Below are 20,912 nucleotides of genomic sequence, written 5' to 3'. Positions count from 1 at the left end.
TCCGGCACCCTGATGGCGACCGGACTGTTTTCTATTTTTATCCATCCCCCAAAGACAACGATGGGTTGACCTGCTGCGATGGGAGGCGCGCATCTTTTTTCCCGGAGCGAAGCAGCAACAGCAGTCCGAGCGCGGCGAACAGGGCCGCCGTTCCAAGAATGATCTGTATGGACATACTGCCGATCAGCGACGTGCTGAGCAGCGGACCGATCGTGCCCCGGATACCGAACAGCATCAGATGAAGACCGAATACGACGGCTTCCTTTCCTTTTGCAATCCGGAACACATACGTCAAGCAGCCGATATCCCATACGGCATCGCCGAAGCCCTGCAGCCCTCCGGCTATGATGGCTGCCGGATAGTTGCCGATAAAGCCGTATAAAAGCGGAACCAGTGTATATCCCATAAACCCGAAGGTCAGCGCGGTTTTCGGAGAGTAGCGGTCAATAACCCAGCCCATCGTAAGATAAGCCAGAAAAAGACAGGTAAAATAGGCCACCCGAATATAGCCGATTTCCAGATTGCTTAACCCCAGCGTAGAAACTTGAATAATGAAATAAAGCGGATTCGCCAGCAAGTTGCCGAAGCCGGCTAACGTCGTAGCGGACAGAAAAAGAATCAGCGCCTTGTTTCCTTTTATCAGCTGCAGCTGCTGGATGAACGTTGTCCTTTCCTTAGGCTTCTTGTCCATTACCTTAACCGTCGGGTTATCGTTCGCTTCTTCCGGTTCCAGTGCTTTCACCCGCTGGAAGCAAAGAATCGAGAACACGCCCAGGATCGAAGCTGCGACAATGATCTCGGAGCTTCCCCTGGAATCGATCCATAGCCCGACAAGGTAAGCCATTGGAATCATTAAGACGCCCATGACCACGCGTACATTCCCCATCAGCCTTCCCCGCAATGCAGCGGGATAAATCTGTGTAATAACGGCCGCATAGGCCGGAGCCTGAATGCCCATCAGCAGCTGAAACACCAGGGCCACCGTGACGAATACCCAGGGAGCCGTGAAAAAAGCCGGTACCAGAATCAGCGCTCTGGCAATAAGCTGCGGAATGACGACGAATGGCTTCGGATTGCCTCGCTCCACGATGCCCGCCCACAAAGGCGAGAACAGCAGACCGATCGCCGGCGCCGCCGTCAGCAGACCGACTTGAAACTCGCTCGCTCCATGACGAATCGAAATCGGCACGTAAAATTGGTTGAACACTACATTGAAGAGGCTGAACAGCGCCGCTCCGAAAACATCCCACCGGAAGTTGCTCCAGGTGCCGCGATCCATTTGCAATCCAAGAAAATTGACATATTTGCCGGTTTTCATCTCTTCTGTCCGTCTCCTAGTATTCGTCAGTCTATACAGCTTTTGTAGACGAATCATTAACAGAATCCCATGTTTGGCGGCGAAGTTCAAGTCGCAGAAACCGCCGATTTTGATATAAAATCCCCCTCGGAATCGTCCGTGGTGTGATTCATACGACACTGGAAGGATTTACGTAATATTCCGCGGATTTTTCCTTCGTGCCAAGGCGCAGCTGAAAGGTATATGTTCCTTAGTGGGAGCCTCGATAAACAGCGATCGCGTGGAGACGAGACGCTCTATAACGATAAACACCCCTGCTTGCCTCCTATTCTGTCCTGCGGGTCGCAGACAGCAGCGAATATGCAACGTTCAAGCAGGCCCCTTGCTTCTGCAAAAAGAAACGGCATGCCAAGGCGTTGTTAGCCCGGCATGCCGCAAAATATTGATGAAATTCGATTAAACGGAAGCTTCCGTTTTGTGACTGTGCTCGACGGATTCCAAGAAGCGTTCGCTGTCCAGCGCGGCCATGCAGCCGGTTCCCGCTGCGCTGATCGCTTGACGGTAACGGTTATCCTGTACGTCGCCGCAGGCGAATACGCCTGGGATATTCGTTTCCGTCGTACCGGGATTCACGATCAAATAGCCCTGCTCATCCGTTGTCAGCTGCCCCTCAAGGAACGCCGTATTCGGTCTGTGGCCGATAGCGACGAATACACCGTCCGTTTCGATCACTTCCTCCAGCCCGGTCTCATTGTTCCTGACCTTCAGGCCGGTTACGCCGCGTTCGCCGCTAATGACCTCAAGCGGTGTACGGTTCAGGCTCCAGCTGATTTTCGCGTTGTCCCGGGCGCGGTCGTGCATAATTTTCGATGCGCGGAGCTCGCTGCGGCGGTTGACCAGCACAACCTCGGATGCAAAGCGCGTCAAGAAGTTCGCTTCTTCCATTGCGGAATCGCCGCCGCCGATGACGATAATTTTTTTATTACGGAAGAAGAAGCCGTCACAGGTTGCGCAGGTGCTGACACCGCGGCCGACGTTTTCTTTTTCTCCGGGAATGCCCAAATATTTGGCCGAAGCGCCTGTCGAGATAATCAGCGTTTCCGTTTGAATCTCGCCCAGCCCTTCAACGGTTAAAATAAACGGACGTTTGGACAAGTCGGCTTTATTCACCCAGCCGGATTTGAACTCCGCACCGAATCTTTCGGCTTGCTTGCGCATGTTATCCATCAATTCCGGGCCCATGATGCCTTGCGGGAATCCAGGGAAGTTTTCGACTTCTGTCGTTGTGGTCAGCTGACCGCCAGGCTCGGGACCTTCGATAATGAGCGGATTCAAGTTCGCTCTTGCCAAGTAAATTGCTGCTGTCAGGCCCGCAGGCCCCGTTCCGATAATAACTGATTTATACATCGTATCCACTCCTTCAATGCGTGCTTTAGATATAATTGGCTTATGTGACTATCATACCTGCTTCGTGCGTATTTTGAATGAAGATTAGATGAAATGTTGATGAAGGTATTGTGAAGCCTTTGCCGCGAAAAAAATACAGCCGCTCGAGCCCGGATTCACGGGAAGCAGCTGTATTGTTCAGTTTTGTGCAGACGGCGAAAACGCTTGTTCATGAATGACCACAGACGGGTGGCACGCCGGGTCAGCCGGTTCCCTTTTCATTTCTGCACGGACAGCGGAAACGCTTGTTCATGAATGACCACAGACGGGTGGCACGCCGGGTCAGCCGGTTCCCTTTTCAGTTCTGCACGGACAGCGGAAACGCTTGTTCACGGATGACGGCGGACGGGTGGCCTGCCGGGGTCAGCCGGTTCCCTTTTCCGAATAACCGCTCGCGGAAGGTGCCTTCCTCATAGTCCGTCCGGTACAATCCCCGGCTCTGCAGCTCGGGAATGACCAGCTCGATGAAATCCTCGAACGTGCCGGGGGATAAAAACTGGGTAAGATTAAAGCCGTCGAGATCTGTGGCCTCCACCCACTGCTGAATCCGGTCCGCCACCTGTCCGGGCGTTCCCGCGATAAAAAACGGCGACTGGCCGCCGAGCGTTTTAAAGGTTTCGATAATTTGACCTACATTTTTGCGGTTATGGCGCGTAAACCGGCTTGCCGCCGTTTGTCCGTGATCCGTATCTACATACTCCAGGAAATCGTCCGGCCCGTACTTGGACAAATCGTAGCCGCTGGAGCCGCCATAGTGTGCGAGCACGCCTTCGACGCTGCGCAGCCGGGTATATTCCTCCACCTTGCTCCGGACTTCCCCCTCCGTCCTTCCGACGATGACAGAGAGTCCTGTAAACATTTTGATATGCTCGGGCTGACGTCCGAACGCTTGCGCCTGGCTGCGGATATCCGCGATGAACTGCTTCAACGCCTCTATGGACGGCGCGCCCAGAAACACGCATTCCGCATGCTTGGCCGCGAATGCCCGCCCCCGACCGAGCTGCCCGCCTGATAAATGACCGGTGTCCTTTGCAGCGACGGCTCGCACAGGTGCGGTCCGGGCAAACGGAAATATTTCCCTTCATGCTGAATCTCATGAACTTTGGCAGGGTCGGTGTAGACACGGGATGCAGTGTCGCGGATCACCGCTCCCTCCTCCCAGCTGCTCTCCCACAGCTTGTAGCATACTTCCATATATTCGTCGGCGCGCTCGTACCTTTCATCGTGCGGAACCATCCGGTCGAGGCCGTAGTTTTTTGCCGCGCTGGGCAGATAAGAGGTGACCACGTTCCAGCCTACCCGTCCTCGGGTCAGATGATCCAGCGTGGACATGCGGCGCGCGTGCCCGTACGGATGCTCATACGTGGTGGAGAAGGTGACGGCGAAGCCCAAATGCTCGGTCACCATCGCCATAGGCGGTACGATCAGCAGCGGATCGTTGCACGGAATTTGTACCGCCTCTCTCAGCGACGTTTCGATGCCCCCTTTATACGTATCGTAAGCACCCACCACATCCGCCAAAAACAACGCATCGAATTTCCCTTTCTCCAGCAGCTTCGCAAGCTCCGTCCAATACGTCAGATCGGTGTAGCGGTGCCGGTTATTGTCCGGGTGAACCCACATTCCATGCGATAAATGGCTTACGCAGTTCATTTCGAATGCGTTTAAATGAATTGGTTTCGCTGACATGCAAGCCTCACCTCCGTTGATTGTGGACCGTATTTGCTAGAGCCGCTTATCCAGCTTGCGCACGATAAAATTCCCCGCGAACTGGAAAACTTGCACGAAGGCGACCATCAGAATGACGGTGAAAAACATGACGTCCGTCTGGTACCGGTAATAACCGTAACGGATCGCGAAATCGCCGATGCCCCCGCCGCCTACCAATCCCGCAACGGTGGAATAAGACAGGAAACTGACGGTAATGATAGTAATGCAGTTGGCAATCCCTGAGCGTGCCTCCAAATACAGAACCTTCCATATAATTTGAAGCCGATTCGCCCCCATGGACTCCGCCGCTTCTACGACACCGCGGTTCACCTCGAGCAGCGTCTGCTCGACGAAGCGGGCGAAATAAGGACCGCATTAATGACCATCGGTACCGTTGCGGCGGTCGTGCCAAGCGCTGTTCCTACCAGTAACCGGGTAATCGGAATAATAGCGATCATCAGAATCAAGAACGGGAACGAGCGAACCAGGTTCACTAGCCCGTTTAATACAAGGTAAAATTTCGGCGCCTTCACGAACGATCCGGGCCTCGTCAAATACAAAAGGGTGCCGAGCGGCGTGCCGAACAGCACGGCCAGCGGGATCGTAATGATCAGCATATAGAACGTTTCGCCCAAAGCCTGCACGATTTCCGGCCCGGCATAAATAATGTTGTCAAACATACGCCGCCTCCCGCTTATCCAGAATAATTTCATTGTTGAACAAAAATTGCGCGATATTGGATTTCGGCACAAACTTCGTGTCGTTCATTTCGAATTTTTCCACGACAATCCCGTGTTCCATCACGGCCACCTTATTGCAGATCGATTTGATGACATTCATTTCATGCGTCACGATAACGATCGTAATGCCGAGACGCTCATTGATTTCCTTCAAAAAGGCCAAAATGCTGCCGGTCGTCGACGGGTCTACCGAGGACGTAGGTTCATCGCACAGCAGCACTTTCGGCCTGTTCGCCAGCGCTCTGGCGATAGCTACGCGCTGCTTCTGTCCGCCGCTCAGCTTGGCCGGGTACGCATTCGCTTTGTCCTCCAGCCCGACGATCCGCAGGCATTCTTCAATCCTGGCCTTCCGGTCAGCCTTTGCAACGCCCGCAATTTCCAGAGGAAACGAAACATTCTCGTACACGGTACGGTTATTGAGCAGATTGAAATGCTGAAAAATCATCCCGATCGACATCCGCGCCTGGCGCAGCTCCTTCTCGCTTAAGGCGAGCATATCCTGACCGTCGACGATCACCTTGCCGCTGTCGGGACGTTCCAGCAAATTGATCGTTCGAAGCAGCGTCGATTTGCCGGCCCCGCTGAACCCGATAATACCGTAAATGTCCCCTTCTTCAATCTGAAGGGAGGCCGAGGAGATCGCCTTCAGCGGTTCTCCCTCGGGGGTTTGAAAAGCTTTATCAATCTGTTGAAGCGTAATCACAGCGCATCGCTCCTTCTTCCGTAAGCCGGCAGCTTACTTCTTATTTAAATGGTCGATAAACTCAATCGCATCGCCGTACTTGCTTGTATAGAAATCTCTGATCGCCTGGCTCTCATAAGCTTTCTCCAGCACCTTGATCTTCTCCGAGCCGACCAGATCTTTGCGGACAGCTACGATGCTTTTGTACGGCAGTCCTTCGCCCTTCTCCAGCGCCAGCGCATCGGTTCTCGGCTTGAAGCCGATCTGCACCGCCGTGCCTGCGAACAGGAAGCCGACGTCCACGTCCTCCAGCGTCCGCTGCAGCATCAGCTGGTCGACCTCTTTGAATTTGTACTTGTGCGGATTATCGGTAATATCCTTCAGCGAAGCATGGGTAACCGTGACCCCGTCCTTCAGCTTTAATCGGCCCAAATCGCGCAGCATGAACAAGGCGCGGCCGTTGTTGGCCGGATCGACCGGAATGCCGAACGTCGCACCGTCCGGTACATCTTCTATTTTCTTATATTTCTTTGAATACAGGCCCGAAGGCGTGAAGACGGTGTAGAAGCCGCGCACAATATTTTTCAGCCCGTGATCCGTAACGAATTGATCGAAATAAGCCTCATGTTGAAAGGAATTGGAGTCCGCCTGACCATCATCGACGATTTTGTTCGGCTGAATAATATCATTGACGATGACCGGCTCAAGCACATAGCCCTGCTTCGCGACTTCGTCCTTCAATATTTTGATAATATCGCCGTTAAAGCCGCTGTCGCTCATAATATGCTTAATGACTTTATCTTCCTTCTTCGGTTCCTTCGTATCCTGGTTCCCTCCGGCAGCAGCCGTTCCCCCGGTCGGTGCGGAGGCTTGCGAGCCGCAAGCGCTGATCAGCAGCATGAGGGCTAATAGTAACAGTCCGGCAGACTTTTTCATAAATAGAGAATCGCTCCTTTAAAATACTTTTCTTATGGATTTAGTCGGTATTGAAATACGGCAAAATGGCGCCTCACGCCTTCTGGCTTACGGCAATCGCCTGTTCCAGATCAAAAAGAATATCGTCAATGGCCTCCGTGCCTATCGATAGGCGGATTAACCCCGGTGTCACGCCGGCTGCAGCCTGCTCATGCTCGCTTAACTGCTGATGCGTGGTGCTTGCCGGATGAATGATCAGCGATTTGGAATCGCCGACGTTCGCCAGATGAGAGAACAGCTTCACGGCATGGATCAGCCGTTTGCCCGCTTCCGCTCCGCCTTTGATGCCGAAGCTGAGAATCGCCCCTTGGCCGTTCGGCAAATATTTCTGGGCGAGCGTATGGGATGGATGGCTCTCAAGTCCGGGATAGCTGACCCACTCGACATCCTCGTGCTGCTCCAGAAACCTGGCGGCTTTCAGCGCATTCGAGCTGTGCCTCTCCAGGCGTAAGTGCAGCGTCTCGAGCCCTTGCAGCAGCAGGAAGGAATTAAACGGCGACAGCGCCGCACCCAAATCCCGAAGCAGCTGCACTCTGGCTTTAATAATATAGGCGGGCGGTCCGACCGCCTCCGTATACACCAGGCCGTGGTAGCTTGGGTCCGGCTGGGTCAGCCCCGGGAACTTGTCGCCGGCCGCCCAGTCGAACTTGCCGCTGTCCACGATCACGCCGCCGATGGAAGTGCCATGGCCCCCGATAAATTTGGTCGCCGAGTGTACGACAATGTCCGCTCCATGCTCAATCGGTCGAAGCAGATAAGGGCTCGGAAACGTGTTATCCACAATCAGAGGAATGCCGTGCTCATGAGCGATGGAGGCTACCGCCTCAATATCCAGAACGTCGCCTTTCGGATTCCCTATCGTTTCCGCATACAATGCTTTGGTTTTAGCCGTGATCGCCTGACGGAAATGATCCGGGTCGGACGGATCGAGGAATTTGACCGTAATGCCGAGCTTATTCAGCGTTTGAGCAAACAAATTATATGTACCTCCGTATAAGCTTGCGGAGGATACAATCTCGTCCCCGGCGCCGGCAATGTTCAGAATCGAATAGGTGATGGCCGCCTGACCCGAAGCGACACCCAAAGCGCCAACGCCCCCTTCCAGCGCGGCAATCCGTTTCTCGAACACATCTGTAGTCGGGTTGATGACCCTCGTATAAATATTGCCCTGCTCCTTAAGGGCAAACAAGTTGGCCGCATGCTCGGTATCCCGGAAGCCGTAGGAGGTCGTCTGATAGATCGGGACGGCTCTCGAAAACGTTGTGGGGTCGATTTCTTGACCCGCGTGAACCGCCAGCGTATCCAACAAGTAATGGCGCTCATGATTCTGTTCATTGGACATAGGAAATCCCTCTTTTCAGCAATTTGTTTAGGAAGGCTGGTGCAGGAGTACATGGAAAAGACAGCTTCTCCGCAGTGGCTGCAGCCAAGCTGCCTTCAGTCGACTGATGGGCAGAGTTCACGCATCCGGGAAGTAGTGTTATGATAGGAATCGGCGCCTTCCTGTGCGATTGACTTTATTTAATTATTCATATAGGATTTATTGGTATTAGGCAATGAGTATTCATCGAATACGAGGTTCATCCGTTTCATGCGGACTCAGAAGCTTTTCGGGATGACATGCACAATGCTCCATTAATGTTATGGTTATCTCCATTACACCCTTATTTCAGGAGGTCGATGAACTTATGTTTCAAAGCCAAGCTTACGAAGGGCAACCGGAAGAACGGTATACCCTGCTGCTTCGTCAATTGGAAGCCTTGATTGACGGGGAGCCCGGCCGGATCGCCAATTTGGCTAATGCGTCCGCCCTGCTGGGCCAATTTCTCGACCGCATCAATTGGGTCGGCTTCTACCTGCTCGACGAGGAAGGCGAGCTGGTGCTCGGGCCGTTCCAAGGCCTGCCCGCCTGCACGCGGATTCCCGTCGGCAAGGGCGTATGCGGAAGCGCAGTTCAGCAGGCGCGCACGCTTCGTGTCGATGATGTCCATCAGTTCCCCGGACATATTGCCTGCGATGCGGCATCCCGCTCGGAAATCGTCATCCCGCTGTATCAGGACGGCGCCATCGTCGGCGTGCTGGATATCGACAGTCCGGTCGAAGCCCGGTTTGAACCGGCGGATCAAACCTATCTCGAACAATTTTGTCAGGTGTTGATGAAGGACGCATCGAGCTGGCGGTAGCCGGCTCCCGGATGCGTCTCCGGCAGGAGCGGGCCGTCATTGCCGAACAGCTTCTGGCGGTACGTGCCCTCCTCATACTGCTCTTTCACCAATCCCCGGTTCTGCAGCTCCGGTACGACCAGCTCGATGAAATCTTTGACCGTCCCCGGTGTTACGACCTGTGCGAAATTTAAGCCGTCGATTCCCGTTTCGTCCACCCACCGCTGAATTTCATCGGCAATTTCGATCGGCGTCCCTACCTTCATCCAGCCTCCGCCGAGCTTACCAATCGATTCCATCACCTCTCTGACCGTACGCGGTTTAGTAAACTGCGTATACTGCGCCGCCCTCGTCTGATTGCCTTCGGTTGCTGTGTATTGGAATAACTGATCGGGATCCAGCTGCGACAAATCGTACCCGCTCGACCCGCAAAATTGCGCCAGCGCCGCCTCTCCGTTGCGGTACTGCTTGAATTCCTCGAACTTATCCCTCGCCTCCGCTGCGGTAGGCGCTGTAATGGCTGAGAAGCCTTTAAACATCAGAATCTGTTCGGGATTGCGTCCCGCCGCCTTCGCCTGCCGCCGGATATCGTCTACATAAAACCGCAGCGCCTCCGGTGTCTGACCTCCTACGAATACGCATTCGGCATGCCTTGCCGCAAACGCCCGGCCCCGCTCCGAGCTGCCCGCCTGATAAATGACCGGCGTCCGCTGAGGGGACGGCTCGCACAAATGCGGGCCCGCAACCTGAAAATGCTCTCCCTTGTGCCCGATCTCATGCACCTTGGCCGGATCCGCATAGGTGTCGTTCGCAGGATCGAACACGACGGACCCTTCCTCCCAGCTGCCCTCCCACAGCTTGTAGCAGACCTCCAGGAACTCCTCCGCCAGCGCATAGCGGTCGTCGTGCTTGATCATTTCATCCCGTCCGAAATTGCGGGCCGCATTCGGCAGATAGGACGTTACGATGTTCCACGCGATCCTTCCCCGGGTCAAGTGATCCAGCGTCGACATCCGGCGGGCCAGCGTGAACGGATGCTCGTAAGATGTAGAGACCGTGACGGCAAACCCGAGATGGCGTGTAACGTGAGCCATCGCCGGCACGATCAGCGCCGGATCGTTAGCAGGTACCTGTACCGCATGTTTAACCGAAATATCGCGTGTTTGCTTATAAACGTCGTAAACGCCGATCACATCGGCCAGGAACAGCGCGTCGAACATCCCCTTCTCCAGCAGCTGGGCCAGATCCGTCCAATAGCTCAGATCGTTATACCGGCGCCGTTCGTTGTCAGGATGCTTCCAGAGGCCATGAGAATTATGGCCGACGCAGTTCATATCGAATAAATTTAACAACAGCTTCTTGCTTGCCATCTCTGCGCTCTCCTCTCTATCGTTCAGATTATAATCCCGCCTGATTCGGAGGCAGCACTCCGTTCAAGTAATAATTGCCGACATGATGCAGCTTCCAGCGAACCGGATCGTGCAGCGTATGAATACGCCCGTTGCGCCAGTGCCGGTCCAGATTGTACTTCTCATCCATGGATGACGTACCGGCAGCCTCGAACAGCGCATTCGTGATCTCGATCACGACATCCGTCGCTACCGCTTTGGCCGAGGCGACCAGCAGCGACGATTGGCCTGCCGTCTGCTCGTTCAGCTGCTCCCTGGCTGCATCTACAGCCCGCGCCGCCTTCTCCAGCAGGGCTTCGGCCGCCTGCAGCTTCACGCCAAGCTCGCCGAATCTTTTGATCAGATACGGCTCCTCCGACGCCCGTGCCGCACCGCTCTGGATCGACGGTCTCGTTTTCTCACGGACGAAACGGGCCGCATCGTCCATGGCGCCGACGGCAATGCCGACATCAAGCGCCGCATGCATGATTTGGGCAAAAGCTCCGAAATATTGCGGAGCCTCGAACGTTTTCCAATGCGGCACAATGTAGGCATCCGGCACCTCCACATCCCGGAGGACAACGCTCCCGCTGGCTGTCGTCCGCTGGCCGATGCCCGACCAGTCGTCAATCAGGATCAGCCCCTCCGTATGACGGGGAATGTACACGGCAACCCGCTTCTCCTCCTCGTCATCCGCATAAATTGGAATCCAGGAAGCAAACAAAGAGCCGGTGCAATAATATTTCCTGCCGTTGACCTTCCAGCTTCCTTCGCCGGACCAGGTAATCCGCGTAGACATCAGCTTACCGCTTCTCGGTCCGCGCTCCGCCAGGCCGTTGCCGAATTGAGCGCCGTTCAGCACTTCTTCGAAAAAGAACCGCTTCTGCTCCTCCGTGCCGTTCAGCTCGAGCACCTTGACGAAGAAATGGTGGTTCTGCGGAATTTGCCCGATAGCCCCATCCGCAGCCGAAATGAGTTTGAAAATCTCCGTCAACGTGACGGTGGATACCTCAGGCCCGCCGTAGGCTTTCGGAACGACAAGTCCCAGCAGTCCGCTCTCGGACAGGCGCTTCATTTCCTCGAAAGGCAGCCTCCGGTAGCGGTCCCGGTCGGAAGCGCCGTCGCGGATTTCATCGGCGAACGCCCTAGCGATCTGCAGCGCTTCTTCGTCCGACTGAATCCGGTATGCCGGCTTGCGGCCGGTGAAATAAGCCGGCGGCACATCGGCCACAGCATAAGGCGAGAACGCTGACCTTCCCCCCGCCGACGGTGCCTGCACCTGCCCGGAGGCCTGCAGCTCGTTTGCCCTGCCGAGCAAGTCCCGATCGGTCAGCCGGTGCAAAGAAGCGCCAAAGGCCGGAGGCAGCGCGCCCAGCGCAGACCATTCGGCGATCCGCTGCTCAAGCAGCCCGAGCACGGAGCCGTCCCATGTAAGCTGCAGCCGGTACGGCAGCGACGGCGAGTAGACGGCTTCTACCGCTGCTTCCGGGATACCGGCTGCGAGCGCCGCATACCGCAGCGCCTCCTGCGGATGGCGAGCCGCCCACCCGGCCGCCGACTGGAGGTGCGCCAGGATGCGCTCCGTCAGCTCCGGCTCCTTCTCCAGCAGAGAAGCGGAAACGGCGACGGCATACAGCTCGGGCTGGCCGCTGCCGGCACCAGCGCCTTCGTTCCCGGCGGCTGTGCGCTCCAGCGAGCGCCCTCCGGTAAGCTGGAGCGCATCCGCTCCAGCCGGACCCCAGGCAAGCAGCGCGTCGCTTTCTCCCTGCAGCAGAGCCAATGCCTCTCTGCGGGTATACGCTTGATATCGGGCGGATCCGGTCAAGCCGCCTTCCGCAGACGCACCGCCGTGCGTGCTATAGATTGGCAGCGGGAGCCGGACCCACTGGACATCCGCTGCGGTTAACCCCGCCTGGCGCAGCTGCGCCAGCCAGCGCCGTTTGGCTTCCGCCTCACGGACGTCGAGATCGGCTTCCCCGTCATAGGCAATGCCGATCCGGGCTCCCTTCAGATCCCGGACGCTTCGCATCGCGGATTCCGGCCGGATGCTTATCGCTTCGTGCTGCTCCAGCGCATACAGTCCGGCGATGCGGATCTCCCGCTCCTGGCGAAGCAGGCGGAGCAGCTCCGTGCCGCCGCATATATAGATATCCGGAGCCGAAGGATGCTGCTCCTTCACTATTGTCCCAGTCAGCCCCGCACCGGGATAGACCGGGGCTGCAGCTGTAGCTGCTGCTGCCTGCTGCACGGGTGCTGCCTCCACGGGATGCAGCCTGATGCCGGATGCCCGCAGATCTTTGGCCAGCTCCTGCAGCTGCAGGGCCAGCTGCCAGGCGCCAGGTGCTTTTACGCTGTCATAGCGAATGGTCTTCCATTGAAACGACATAACCAACCTCCATCTATAAGGATACCTGCAAGCTTTCCGAGGCCGTACTCGTAGCGATGACTTTTTCAACGGCCTCCGATGGTGCGCGTCCTTTCTCCAATCGCGTTCCCTGATTTTCGTAATACTTTACCTCAGGTCATCCCTGCCGGGAAGATACCGCAGCGCCGGGCAGCTCATTGTTGGCTATCATTTCGCCGAACGGGCTGATATAGGATGGATCCTGCCTTTGTGCGGCATTGCCCAGATTCAGTTTGGGAAACAGCAGCTCCGCCGTCCGGTAAGCTTCCTCCAGATGAGGATAGCCCGACAAAATAAACGTTTCGATACCCAGCTCCTCATATTCCCGCATGCGGGCCGCAATCTGATCCGGATCGCCGACAAGCGCCGTCCCCGCTCCGCCACGCACAAGGCCGATACCTGCCCACAGATTCGGACTGATAACCAGCTTGGAGCGGTCTCCTTTGTGCAGCTCGGACATTCTCCGCTGCCCCTCGGAGTCCATACGGGCAAAAATTTGCTGCGCCGAGGCAATCGTCTTCTCATCCAGATGCGCAATCAGCTCATCCGCCGCCTGCCAGGCCTCCTCTTCGGTAGGGCGGACGATGATGTGCAGCCGGATGCCGAAGCGCAGCTTTCTTCCTTTCGCCTCGGCCAGACGGCGCATCCGATTGATCTTGGCCTCCACCTGCGCCGGAGGCTCGCCCCAGGTCAAGTAAACGTCGACATGCTCGGCTGCGACTTCCAGACCGGCTTCAGAGGAGCCGCCGAAATACAATGGCGGATACGGCTTTTGAACCGTCGGATACAACACTTTGCCGCCTTTCACCTGCAAATAATTGCCCTCGAAGTCAACCTCCTCGCCTTCCAGCTCCTTGCGCCAGACGCTCAGAAAATCGCCGGTCAGCTCATATCTGTCATCATGGCTCAGAAACAGGCCGTCACCGGCCAGCTCCACCGGATCGCCCCCTGTAACCACATTGATCAGCAGACGCCCTTTGGAGAAGCGGTCCAGGGTGGCTGTCATCCGCGCAGCCAGCGTAGGAGACACGAGTCCCGGCCGAACCGCGACCAGAAATTTCAACTTCTCCGTAACCGGGACCAAGGTGGAAGCGACGATCCACGCGTCCTCGCACGATTTTCCCGTCGGCAGCAGCACACCGCTGAAGCCCAGCTCGTCGACGGCTTGCGCGATCTGCTTGCAGTAAGCGAAGCTGACCGCCCTTGCCCCTTCCGTCGTCCCCAAATAACGTCCGTCTCCATGTGTCGGAATAAACCAGAAAACCTCCATACCTATCCTTCCTCTCTCTTCGCTTTCATTGCTCCATCCCGTCATTCCTGTTAAATCCGCTTGGCGCCATGCTTGCTGGCTTCCTTCAGCAGCTTCCATACCGGCTCGGTGAAAGCCGTTTTGTCCGCCCTTGTATATTGCGAAGCATAGGCTCGCACCGGGTCGCCCGCATAAAATCGTTCGTACAGCTCATGTCTCGCTCCGAGCGGGCTTCCGATAAGATCCCAGGCCAGCTTGAACAGCTGGACCTTCTTCTCGGCGCTGACCGAGGCCCCTTCGAAATACAAGTGCATCAGCTTCGAAATGGAACCGTAGAAATCGCCCATTCCCGAAGGTGTCTGAACAAAGCCGCCCCCGCCTACCTGCTGCAAAATTTCAATCGCCCGGGGATAAAATCGGGTGCCCACATTGCGCGCCGTATCAATGTAGCTCAGCTCCGGGCCCCACACGCCCGATTCATCGGGACAGGCCATCGTCTCGCTGGCGATGACCAGCGCCTTCATCGTATCCACCTGGGTCAGCAGCTCGCCGAGCTTCTCCTGGATATGTAGATATCCGGTGACGCCGATGGCTTCCGCAACGGCGAAGGCGACGCCGGTGACGAATTCCAGCTTGGCGACGTATCGGACGACCGTTTGATGAAACGCCAGGGCGTTAGCGGTTTTATTGGCCCGCAGGGTCAGCACCTTTTCGGTGTCCCCATACAGCAGCACCCTCTCCCATGGAATAAACACATCGTCGAAGAACAGCACCGCATCCATCTCTTCGTACCGCGATCCAAGAATATGATTGGGCTCTGTCACCTCCGCGAACGATTCCCTGCATACGATATGAAGCCCTTGCGCATTGGCCGGCACGATCAGGATGTGCGCGTGATGGCGGTGCTCCGTTTGAAACTGCAGGAACGAAAAGATAATAAAATCATGGGTGTAGGGCGCACCTGTCGCAATCATTTTGGCTCCCCGGACGACGATGCCGTCACTCGTTTCCTTCACGACATGCAGGAAGCGTTCGGCAATACGCTCATTGTCCAGGCCTGCGGAACGATCGATCTGCGGATCCAGAATGGCCGTCGTCAGAAACAAATCGTTATCTCTCGCCTGTTCGTAATAAGCCGTAATCTTCGCTTCGAACTGCGGGTCCGAGACGGCCCAGCTGCCTGCGTGCGGCGTACCAGCCTGTAATCATCGACCTGCCGTAATCGGACAGTCGGCTCATCATGCCATGGGTATCCTTGGCCCAGTAAGTAAACGATGCGCTGCGTTTGGCCAAATCCTGAGACGAGTACGGAACCAGAAAGGAAGCGTGGGCATAAGCCTCTCTATGGGGAGGCATGAATCCGACGCAATCCCGGACAGACGGATCGTCCAGTTGATTGAACAGCCGTTTGAGCGTGTGCAAGGTTCCATGAAATGCCGGATGCTCCTGCAGCTGCTCCACTTTTTGCCCTTCAAGCCAGACGCTGCGCCCATCCGCCAAGCTGTTTATAAACCGATCTCCTCTGCTCACTCGTTCTGCTTTCCCCCATCCATATAACCTATAAAACACATTGCCAAAGTAGGTTTAATATGTTTATTATTATACTAATCCAAATATTTACTTCAACCGACACTTTCAACTCCTTTGTCTTGTATCCGACACTCCTGCTTTAAATGTAGCGGATTGCAGGTATATGCTACGTTTGAGCCCAAATTGTCTTGTTTTGCGAGAATTAGGATTAAACGCGCCCATACTCTCTTTTCCTTCTCTGCCAAATGTTCACCGCTTTCATGAACAGTTTAAGTCCGCCATTTTCTTCTAACCGACATCTATGCGTATCATGTTGTTTTTCCGTCATTTCATCTATTTATGTCGATCATGAATCAAGCAAGTCTTTCTATAATTAAGTGCAGGAGGTGCGCTTGTGAGCTCCGAATCCATTTCCCAGGACCGCCGTATTCATCGTACGCGTACGACGATCGTCGATGCCTTTGTTGCTCTTATCAAGGAAAAAGGCTTTGATGAACTATCGGTGAAAGATATCACCCGTCTTGCGGATATTAACCGTTCTACGTTTTATGCTCACTATCAGGATAAATATGACCTGCTGGAGAAAAGCGTAAAGGAGAAGCTCGCGGAGCTGGCGGCGGCCATCGATGCCGGGCGGCCCGGTTCTTTGCGGTATAAGGAAAATTTCGATGAGCCGGACCCTTACTTCCTGATGCTGTTCAATCATTTGAACGAGAACAAGCCCTTCTATCAGGTTCTGCTGTCCAGGCTTGAGCCCGAACGGTTTGCCTTAAAGATGTACGAGGTGCTCCGGGAGAGCTTCTACGGCCGTATCGCCAATATGAAAATGGAGCAGAAGCTGTCCGTGCCCCTCGATATTTTGCTCGATTATATAAGCTCTTCGCTTATGGGCGTCATTCTGAACTGGTATAAGGAGAACACCATGTATACCCCACATTACATGGCGCTGCAGCTGACGCGCCTGGCCATGCTCGGCACTTACCGGACGATGGGAATGAATGAAGAGGAAGAGCCTGCCCGTTGACAGCCTAACGCCGCGATGCTACATTAAAAAATAACGATAGGGCATTTCCCGCCCTTCTCTATACCCTATACATAACTGATTCTACCGGACAACCGGAGACGAGCTGCGCGCAGCTTCGTTTCCGGTTTTTTAGTGCTCCGCAACCTTGAAAGGACTGATCCGCTTGGTAGACCTGATTATTATCGGTTCCGGCCCGTACGGCATCTCCCTGGCCGCTCATGCGGCTGCCCATCATTTGAGCTATGTGCTGCTGGGGGAGCCAATGCATTTTTGGCAGCGTCAAATGCCCCAGAACATGTTCATTCGAACCCATCCGGCCTCGATTCAATTGTCCGACTTGCATGAGAACTACACGCTGGAGCATTTCGCCGAAGAGACGGGCCGCACGATTGCCTATCCGCTCCCCCGCCCCGTCTTCGTCCAGTATGCCTTCTGGTTTGCCGAACGAACCGGCGTTCGTTTCACTCCGGATTTAGCTGTGCGCCTATCGCGCACCCCCGGCGGATATACGGTGCAGACCAGGCAGGGACAGCAGCTCTCCGCACGTCATGCCGTCGTAGCTACCGGACTGCAGCATTATGAGTATGTCCCCGAGGTCCTCAGGGGCCTGCCTTCGGCTCTGCTGTCCCATACGTTCGACCTGACGGATTTTACCCGTTTTTCAGGCAGGCAGGTAGCGGTGCTCGGCAGCGGCCAGAGCGCATGGGAGGCGGCCGCTCTGCTCCATCAAGCGGGCAGCGTGGTCGAATTGCTCTATCGCCGGGAAGCGCCGAACTATCGGGAAGGCAATTCCGGGGCCGAGCTGATCGCGCTGAGCGAAGCCTTCTACGCATGGCCGGCGGACAAAAAGCGCGAACGCTGGGCACAGCAAGCAGGCAGCGTTGCCGAGTTCCTCCGGCCGCTGGTGGAAGGCAAGGCCAAGGAGACGCCGGGCGTCCGGATTGACCGGGCGGAAGCTGCGGCTGCAGGGCGGCTGAAGCTGAGCCTGTCCAACGGCGAGGAACGAATCGTCGATCACCTGATTGCCGCAACGGGCTACCGAATCGATGTGGACAAGGTCCCTTTTATCGAGCCTGGGCTTGCTGCCGCCATCGAGCGGGAGTCCGACGAGACCGCAGCCTCCCCCGCTTACCCGCGACTGAACGAGTGGTTCGAAAGCAGCGAGCCCGGGCTGTATTTTGCCGGCCCTCTCGCTTCCCGCAGCCATGGCCCGGCCTTCCGGTTTATCGCCGGTCTAAGAAAGACCTGCTTGTCCATCATTCCACGAATTGCGGGCACAAGAGTGCCCCGCTGAAACGAATCGCCTCCCGTACAGCGGGAAGATGAATTTTTCGGGCGCAAATTGGACATTATCGTGGAGTGTGCGGGGCATCAGGCCGGACAGATTGCAGAACGTGCTGAACGATTCCGCACACTCCGCCCGAGTGTTCGGATAGGCTGGCCCTTCTCCGGTCTGCCCGGGCGGAACCCGCCAGAGCCTCCTATCAGCATAAACAGCCGCTTCCGATCGAGACCGGAAGCGGCTGTTTTACGCACTTTTAAAGCTATAGGAGGGAGCGCTCCCGCATCATGTATCGGCGTATCGGCGTACCTGCTTACCCTTTAGATGCCGCCTGAATGAACCGAACGTTGGCCGGACGGGCCAGCCCCAGGTTTCCGCGAAGCGTAGGCGCTTCATAAGAAGTGCGGTACAGCCCGCGGTTTTGCAGCTCCGGAATAACCTTGTCCACGAAGATGTTCAGACCGGACGGGAAGATCGGCGGCATGACATTGAAGCCGTCCGCTGCGTGCCCTCGGAACCAGCGCTCCACCACATCCGCCAATTGCATCGGCGTACCGGTAAAGGTCAAGTGCCCTCTTGCTCCGGCCAAATGGGTAATCAGCTGCTTGAACGTAGGTCTCTCCCGCTCGATCAAGTCCAACAGAAGCTGATGCCTCCCCTTCATTCCGTTCACCGTCTCGATGCCCTTCGCGCCATCCACCGGCACTGGACTGTCCAGCGAATAGCCGGAGAAATCGATGCCGAGCCGCTCCGACAGCCGGTTGATCGCCGCTTTCGAATCGGTCAGCTCGAACAGCTGCTCTTCGATCTCCCTGGCTTCAGCCTCCGTATCGGCAAGGATCGGGCTCAAGCCGGGCAGAATTTGCAGCTGCTCCGGCGTGCGTCCATACTTGGGCAGCCTCGCTTTTACATCCGCGTAGAATGCTTGTGCTTCTTCAATCGACTGCTGCGCCGTAAAAATCACTTCGGCTGTTCGGGCGGCCAGCTCCTTGCCGCTCTCGGAGGAGCCAGCCTGAACGAGCACCGGGTAGCCTTGCGGCGGACGCGGTATATTCAGCGGCCCCCGGACCGCATGAAATTTGCCTTTAAAATGAATTTCGTGCACCTTGCCGTCATCGATTTGCTTGCCCGCTTCTTTATCGTAAATCAGCGCATCATCCTCCCAGCTGTCCCACAGCTGTTTGACGACCTCGACAAACTCCTCCGCCGTCTCATAGCGCTCCGCATGCTCCGGATGCCGGTCCCGGCCAAAATTATAAGCGTCGTTGCCTCCCGCCCCCGTAACGATATTCCAGCCGGCCCGCCCTCCGCTGATATGATCGAGCGAAGCGAACTGCCGGGCCACATGAAAAGGCTCGTTGTACGTCGTATTGACCGTTGCGATCAGTCCGATGTTCCGGGTCACCATGGCCAGCGCGGAGAGAAGCGTGAACGGCTCCACTCTGCGCCAGGTACCGGAATAATTATCCGAAATGAATAATGAATCGAGCAGTCCGCGCTCCGCCGTTTGCGCCAGCTGCTGATAAAAGCGGACATCCAGCGTACGCTCCGGCTGTGCGTCCGGATGCCTCCATGCCGCCTCATGGTGTCCGGTATTGCGCAGAAACAGATTGATATGCAGCTTACGATCGAATGAACTCATGGATTCACACCTCGTCTAGGTTTGATTTAGGATAACATTACTGATTCTTTTGAAGCCGTTCCACTTCCTTATCGATGCTCTCGGACGCTTTACGTATAGCCGTATTCACGTCGGTGCCGTTCACCGCAATGCTTTTGGCGGCATCGGTTACGAATTTCTGCACATCGGATTCGAACGGATGGAAATTATGCTCCTGCAGCGGTTCGCCGACGAAGACGTTCTGCACTTTCTTCCCTTGCAGCACCGGAATATCCGCGCCGTACTCCTTCTCCAGCTCTTTGTTAATAATAGCCGGTACCCTGCCGTTACGCGCCAGAAGTCTCTGCACCTCGTCGGACAAAATATGGGCGATCGCCAGGAACGCTTCGTCCTTATGCTTGCTCTTGTTCGACACCGACAGCGTGTGAACCTGAGCTTCCCGCGTCTGGCCCAGATGGTCGCTGAACGTCGGAATCGGAGCGATATCCCAGTTGACCTCCAGCCCCTGCTGCCGCAGCTCCTCCAACGGTCGCTACCATATTGGCAAGCCAGGTTGGCCGCATAGCCAGGTTCCGTTCCTTCATAAAATCATCGCGTCCGTATACATACTTGCCGTCTTTGCCGAGATAGCCGGGAATTTCGTAGTTTGCCTTGGCCAGATTAAAGACGCGCAGCCAGTCGGGAGAGCTTAATGCAGACTTGCCCGTTTTGGGGTCGATCAGGGGCAGCGCCAAGTTTTTGGCGATTCCGATAGGCAACCTTCCGCATCGATTCCGATATAATTGACCCCGTTCTCCGTCCGGGTCAGCTGCCTGCCCAGTTCAATCGCCTGCTCCCAGGTCATCTGTTGATCGGAAGGGTAAGGCACGCCGAATTTATCGAAAATATCTTTGTTGTAATACAGAATGTGCTGGTTGGAGTTAAACGGAATGGCCCATATTTCCCCATTCGGAGCCAAGCCTTTCGCATAATTGTAAAGAAAAGGCTTAATCCGGCTTTCGTCGAATTTATACTTTTGGATCAGCTCCCTCAAATCCTGATACACGCCGATACTGATCATTTTCGTGTGCGTAGTCGAGCTGGAGTAGATCAAATCAGGGTTGGCCCCTGAAGAGAAATAATCCTCCGGCGTCGTTCCCGTCGGCGGCTCGGCCCGTTCGATCGTAATGTTCGGATATTTGGCGTGAACGGGGTCCGCAATCAGCGCCTTGAATTCGGTATTCGTCAGCGTTCCGCTGCTGGTGTAGAACTTGAGCGTTACCGGCTCGGAAGCGGCCTTCGCCTCGCCGGCTGACGCTTCCTGCGTTCCGGCGGAGCCCGGCGAGGAAGACGTCGGGGCCGAGCAAGCCGCCTGCAGCAGCAGAGTGAGCGCGCCGAGCAAAATTGTAGCTTTTTTCAACAT

16 protein-coding genes and 2 pseudogenes are annotated in these 20,912 nt (G+C 55.9%); 3 read left to right on the top strand and 15 right to left on the bottom strand.

Annotated features, from left to right (window positions below; all coding sequences use genetic code 11):
- Positions 1-37 precede the first annotated feature (37 nt).
- The 7 genes and pseudogenes from ACHHV8_RS08365 to ACHHV8_RS08335 form a co-directional block, all read right to left on the bottom strand.
- Positions 38-1,318: an MFS transporter gene (locus tag ACHHV8_RS08365; protein ID WP_395157866.1), complete on the bottom strand. Its 1,281-nt coding sequence runs from the start codon at positions 1,316-1,318 to the stop codon at positions 38-40.
- 435 nt (positions 1,319-1,753) lie between these two features.
- A complete protein-coding gene (trxB, locus tag ACHHV8_RS08360) occupies positions 1,754-2,704 on the bottom strand; it encodes a thioredoxin-disulfide reductase (RefSeq protein ID WP_395157865.1) in 951 nt (316 codons plus the stop codon).
- Between the two features lie 337 nt (positions 2,705-3,041).
- Positions 3,042-4,366, bottom strand: a pseudogene (locus tag ACHHV8_RS08355) (LLM class flavin-dependent oxidoreductase).
- Between the two features lie 102 nt (positions 4,367-4,468).
- Positions 4,469-5,133, bottom strand: a pseudogene (locus tag ACHHV8_RS08350) (methionine ABC transporter permease).
- Positions 5,126-5,896: a methionine ABC transporter ATP-binding protein gene (locus ACHHV8_RS08345; RefSeq protein ID WP_395157864.1), complete on the bottom strand. Its 771-nt coding sequence runs from the start codon at positions 5,894-5,896 to the stop codon at positions 5,126-5,128. The pseudogene ACHHV8_RS08350 and the gene ACHHV8_RS08345 overlap by 8 nt, the downstream one beginning before the upstream one ends.
- A 33-nt stretch (positions 5,897-5,929) precedes the next feature.
- Entirely contained in the window at positions 5,930-6,811 is an 882-nt protein-coding gene (locus tag ACHHV8_RS08340; RefSeq protein WP_395157863.1) for a MetQ/NlpA family ABC transporter substrate-binding protein, read from the bottom strand.
- A gap of 73 nt (positions 6,812-6,884) precedes the next feature.
- Positions 6,885-8,192, bottom strand: a complete 1,308-nt coding sequence (locus tag ACHHV8_RS08335; RefSeq protein WP_395157862.1) for a homocysteine synthase — start codon at positions 8,190-8,192, stop codon at positions 6,885-6,887.
- Positions 8,193-8,538: 346 nt separating this feature from the next.
- On the opposite strand from ACHHV8_RS08335, the gene ACHHV8_RS08330 reads away from it, so the two are divergent.
- Entirely contained in the window at positions 8,539-9,033 is a 495-nt protein-coding gene (locus ACHHV8_RS08330; RefSeq protein WP_395157861.1) for a GAF domain-containing protein, read from the top strand.
- On the opposite strand, the gene ACHHV8_RS08325 is transcribed toward ACHHV8_RS08330, so the two are convergent.
- From ACHHV8_RS08325 to ACHHV8_RS08305, 5 genes are all read right to left on the bottom strand, one after another.
- Positions 8,997-10,382 carry an LLM class flavin-dependent oxidoreductase gene (locus ACHHV8_RS08325; RefSeq protein WP_395157860.1) on the bottom strand — a complete coding sequence of 462 codons (1,386 nt, stop codon included), beginning with the start codon at positions 10,380-10,382 and terminating at the stop codon, positions 8,997-8,999. The two genes, ACHHV8_RS08330 and ACHHV8_RS08325, sit on opposite strands and share 37 nt — an antisense overlap.
- A gap of 28 nt (positions 10,383-10,410) precedes the next feature.
- Entirely contained in the window at positions 10,411-12,786 is a 2,376-nt protein-coding gene (locus ACHHV8_RS08320) for an SfnB family sulfur acquisition oxidoreductase (RefSeq protein WP_395157859.1), read from the bottom strand.
- Positions 12,787-12,922: 136 nt separating this feature from the next.
- Positions 12,923-14,074 (bottom strand): FMNH2-dependent alkanesulfonate monooxygenase, encoded by a 1,152-nt coding sequence (ssuD, locus tag ACHHV8_RS08315; RefSeq protein WP_395157858.1) that lies wholly within the window; start codon positions 14,072-14,074, stop codon positions 12,923-12,925.
- 50 nt (positions 14,075-14,124) lie between these two features.
- Positions 14,125-15,195, bottom strand: a complete 1,071-nt coding sequence (locus ACHHV8_RS08310) for a 4-hydroxyphenylacetate 3-hydroxylase C-terminal domain-containing protein (RefSeq protein ID WP_395163453.1) — start codon at positions 15,193-15,195, stop codon at positions 14,125-14,127.
- The gene (locus tag ACHHV8_RS08305; protein ID WP_395157857.1) at positions 15,164-15,583 is read right to left on the bottom strand and encodes a 4-hydroxyphenylacetate 3-hydroxylase N-terminal domain-containing protein; all 420 of its coding nucleotides are present in this window, start codon (positions 15,581-15,583) and stop codon (positions 15,164-15,166) included. The genes ACHHV8_RS08310 and ACHHV8_RS08305 overlap by 32 nt, the downstream gene beginning before the upstream one ends.
- Before the next feature lie 394 nt (positions 15,584-15,977).
- Between ACHHV8_RS08305 and ACHHV8_RS08300 the strand changes: the two genes are divergently transcribed.
- Positions 15,978-16,607, top strand: coding sequence for a TetR/AcrR family transcriptional regulator (locus tag ACHHV8_RS08300; RefSeq protein WP_395157856.1), 630 nt, complete (start codon positions 15,978-15,980; stop codon positions 16,605-16,607).
- 163 nt (positions 16,608-16,770) lie between these two features.
- The gene (locus ACHHV8_RS08295; RefSeq protein WP_395157855.1) at positions 16,771-17,901 is read left to right on the top strand and encodes an NAD(P)-binding domain-containing protein; all 1,131 of its coding nucleotides are present in this window, start codon (positions 16,771-16,773) and stop codon (positions 17,899-17,901) included.
- Between the two features lie 301 nt (positions 17,902-18,202).
- On the opposite strand, the gene ACHHV8_RS08290 is transcribed toward ACHHV8_RS08295, so the two are convergent.
- The 3 genes from ACHHV8_RS08290 to ACHHV8_RS08280 all read right to left on the bottom strand — a co-directional run bounded on the left by ACHHV8_RS08290 (position 18,203) and on the right by ACHHV8_RS08280 (position 20,912).
- The gene (locus ACHHV8_RS08290) at positions 18,203-19,531 is read right to left on the bottom strand and encodes an LLM class flavin-dependent oxidoreductase (protein WP_395157854.1); all 1,329 of its coding nucleotides are present in this window, start codon (positions 19,529-19,531) and stop codon (positions 18,203-18,205) included.
- Positions 19,532-19,568: 37 nt separating this feature from the next.
- Positions 19,569-20,036, bottom strand: a complete 468-nt coding sequence (locus ACHHV8_RS08285; protein WP_395157853.1) for a hypothetical protein — start codon at positions 20,034-20,036, stop codon at positions 19,569-19,571.
- 192 nt (positions 20,037-20,228) lie between these two features.
- A complete protein-coding gene (locus ACHHV8_RS08280) occupies positions 20,229-20,912 on the bottom strand; it encodes an ABC transporter substrate-binding protein (RefSeq protein WP_395157852.1) in 684 nt (227 codons plus the stop codon).

Source organism: Paenibacillus sp. TAB_01 (genome assembly GCF_043945595.1).
In the GTDB taxonomy this organism is placed as follows: domain Bacteria; phylum Bacillota; class Bacilli; order Paenibacillales; family NBRC-103111; genus Paenibacillus_S.
The sequence above is the reverse complement of the archived record's forward strand: the minus strand, read 5'-3'. Positions and strand labels throughout refer to the sequence as shown.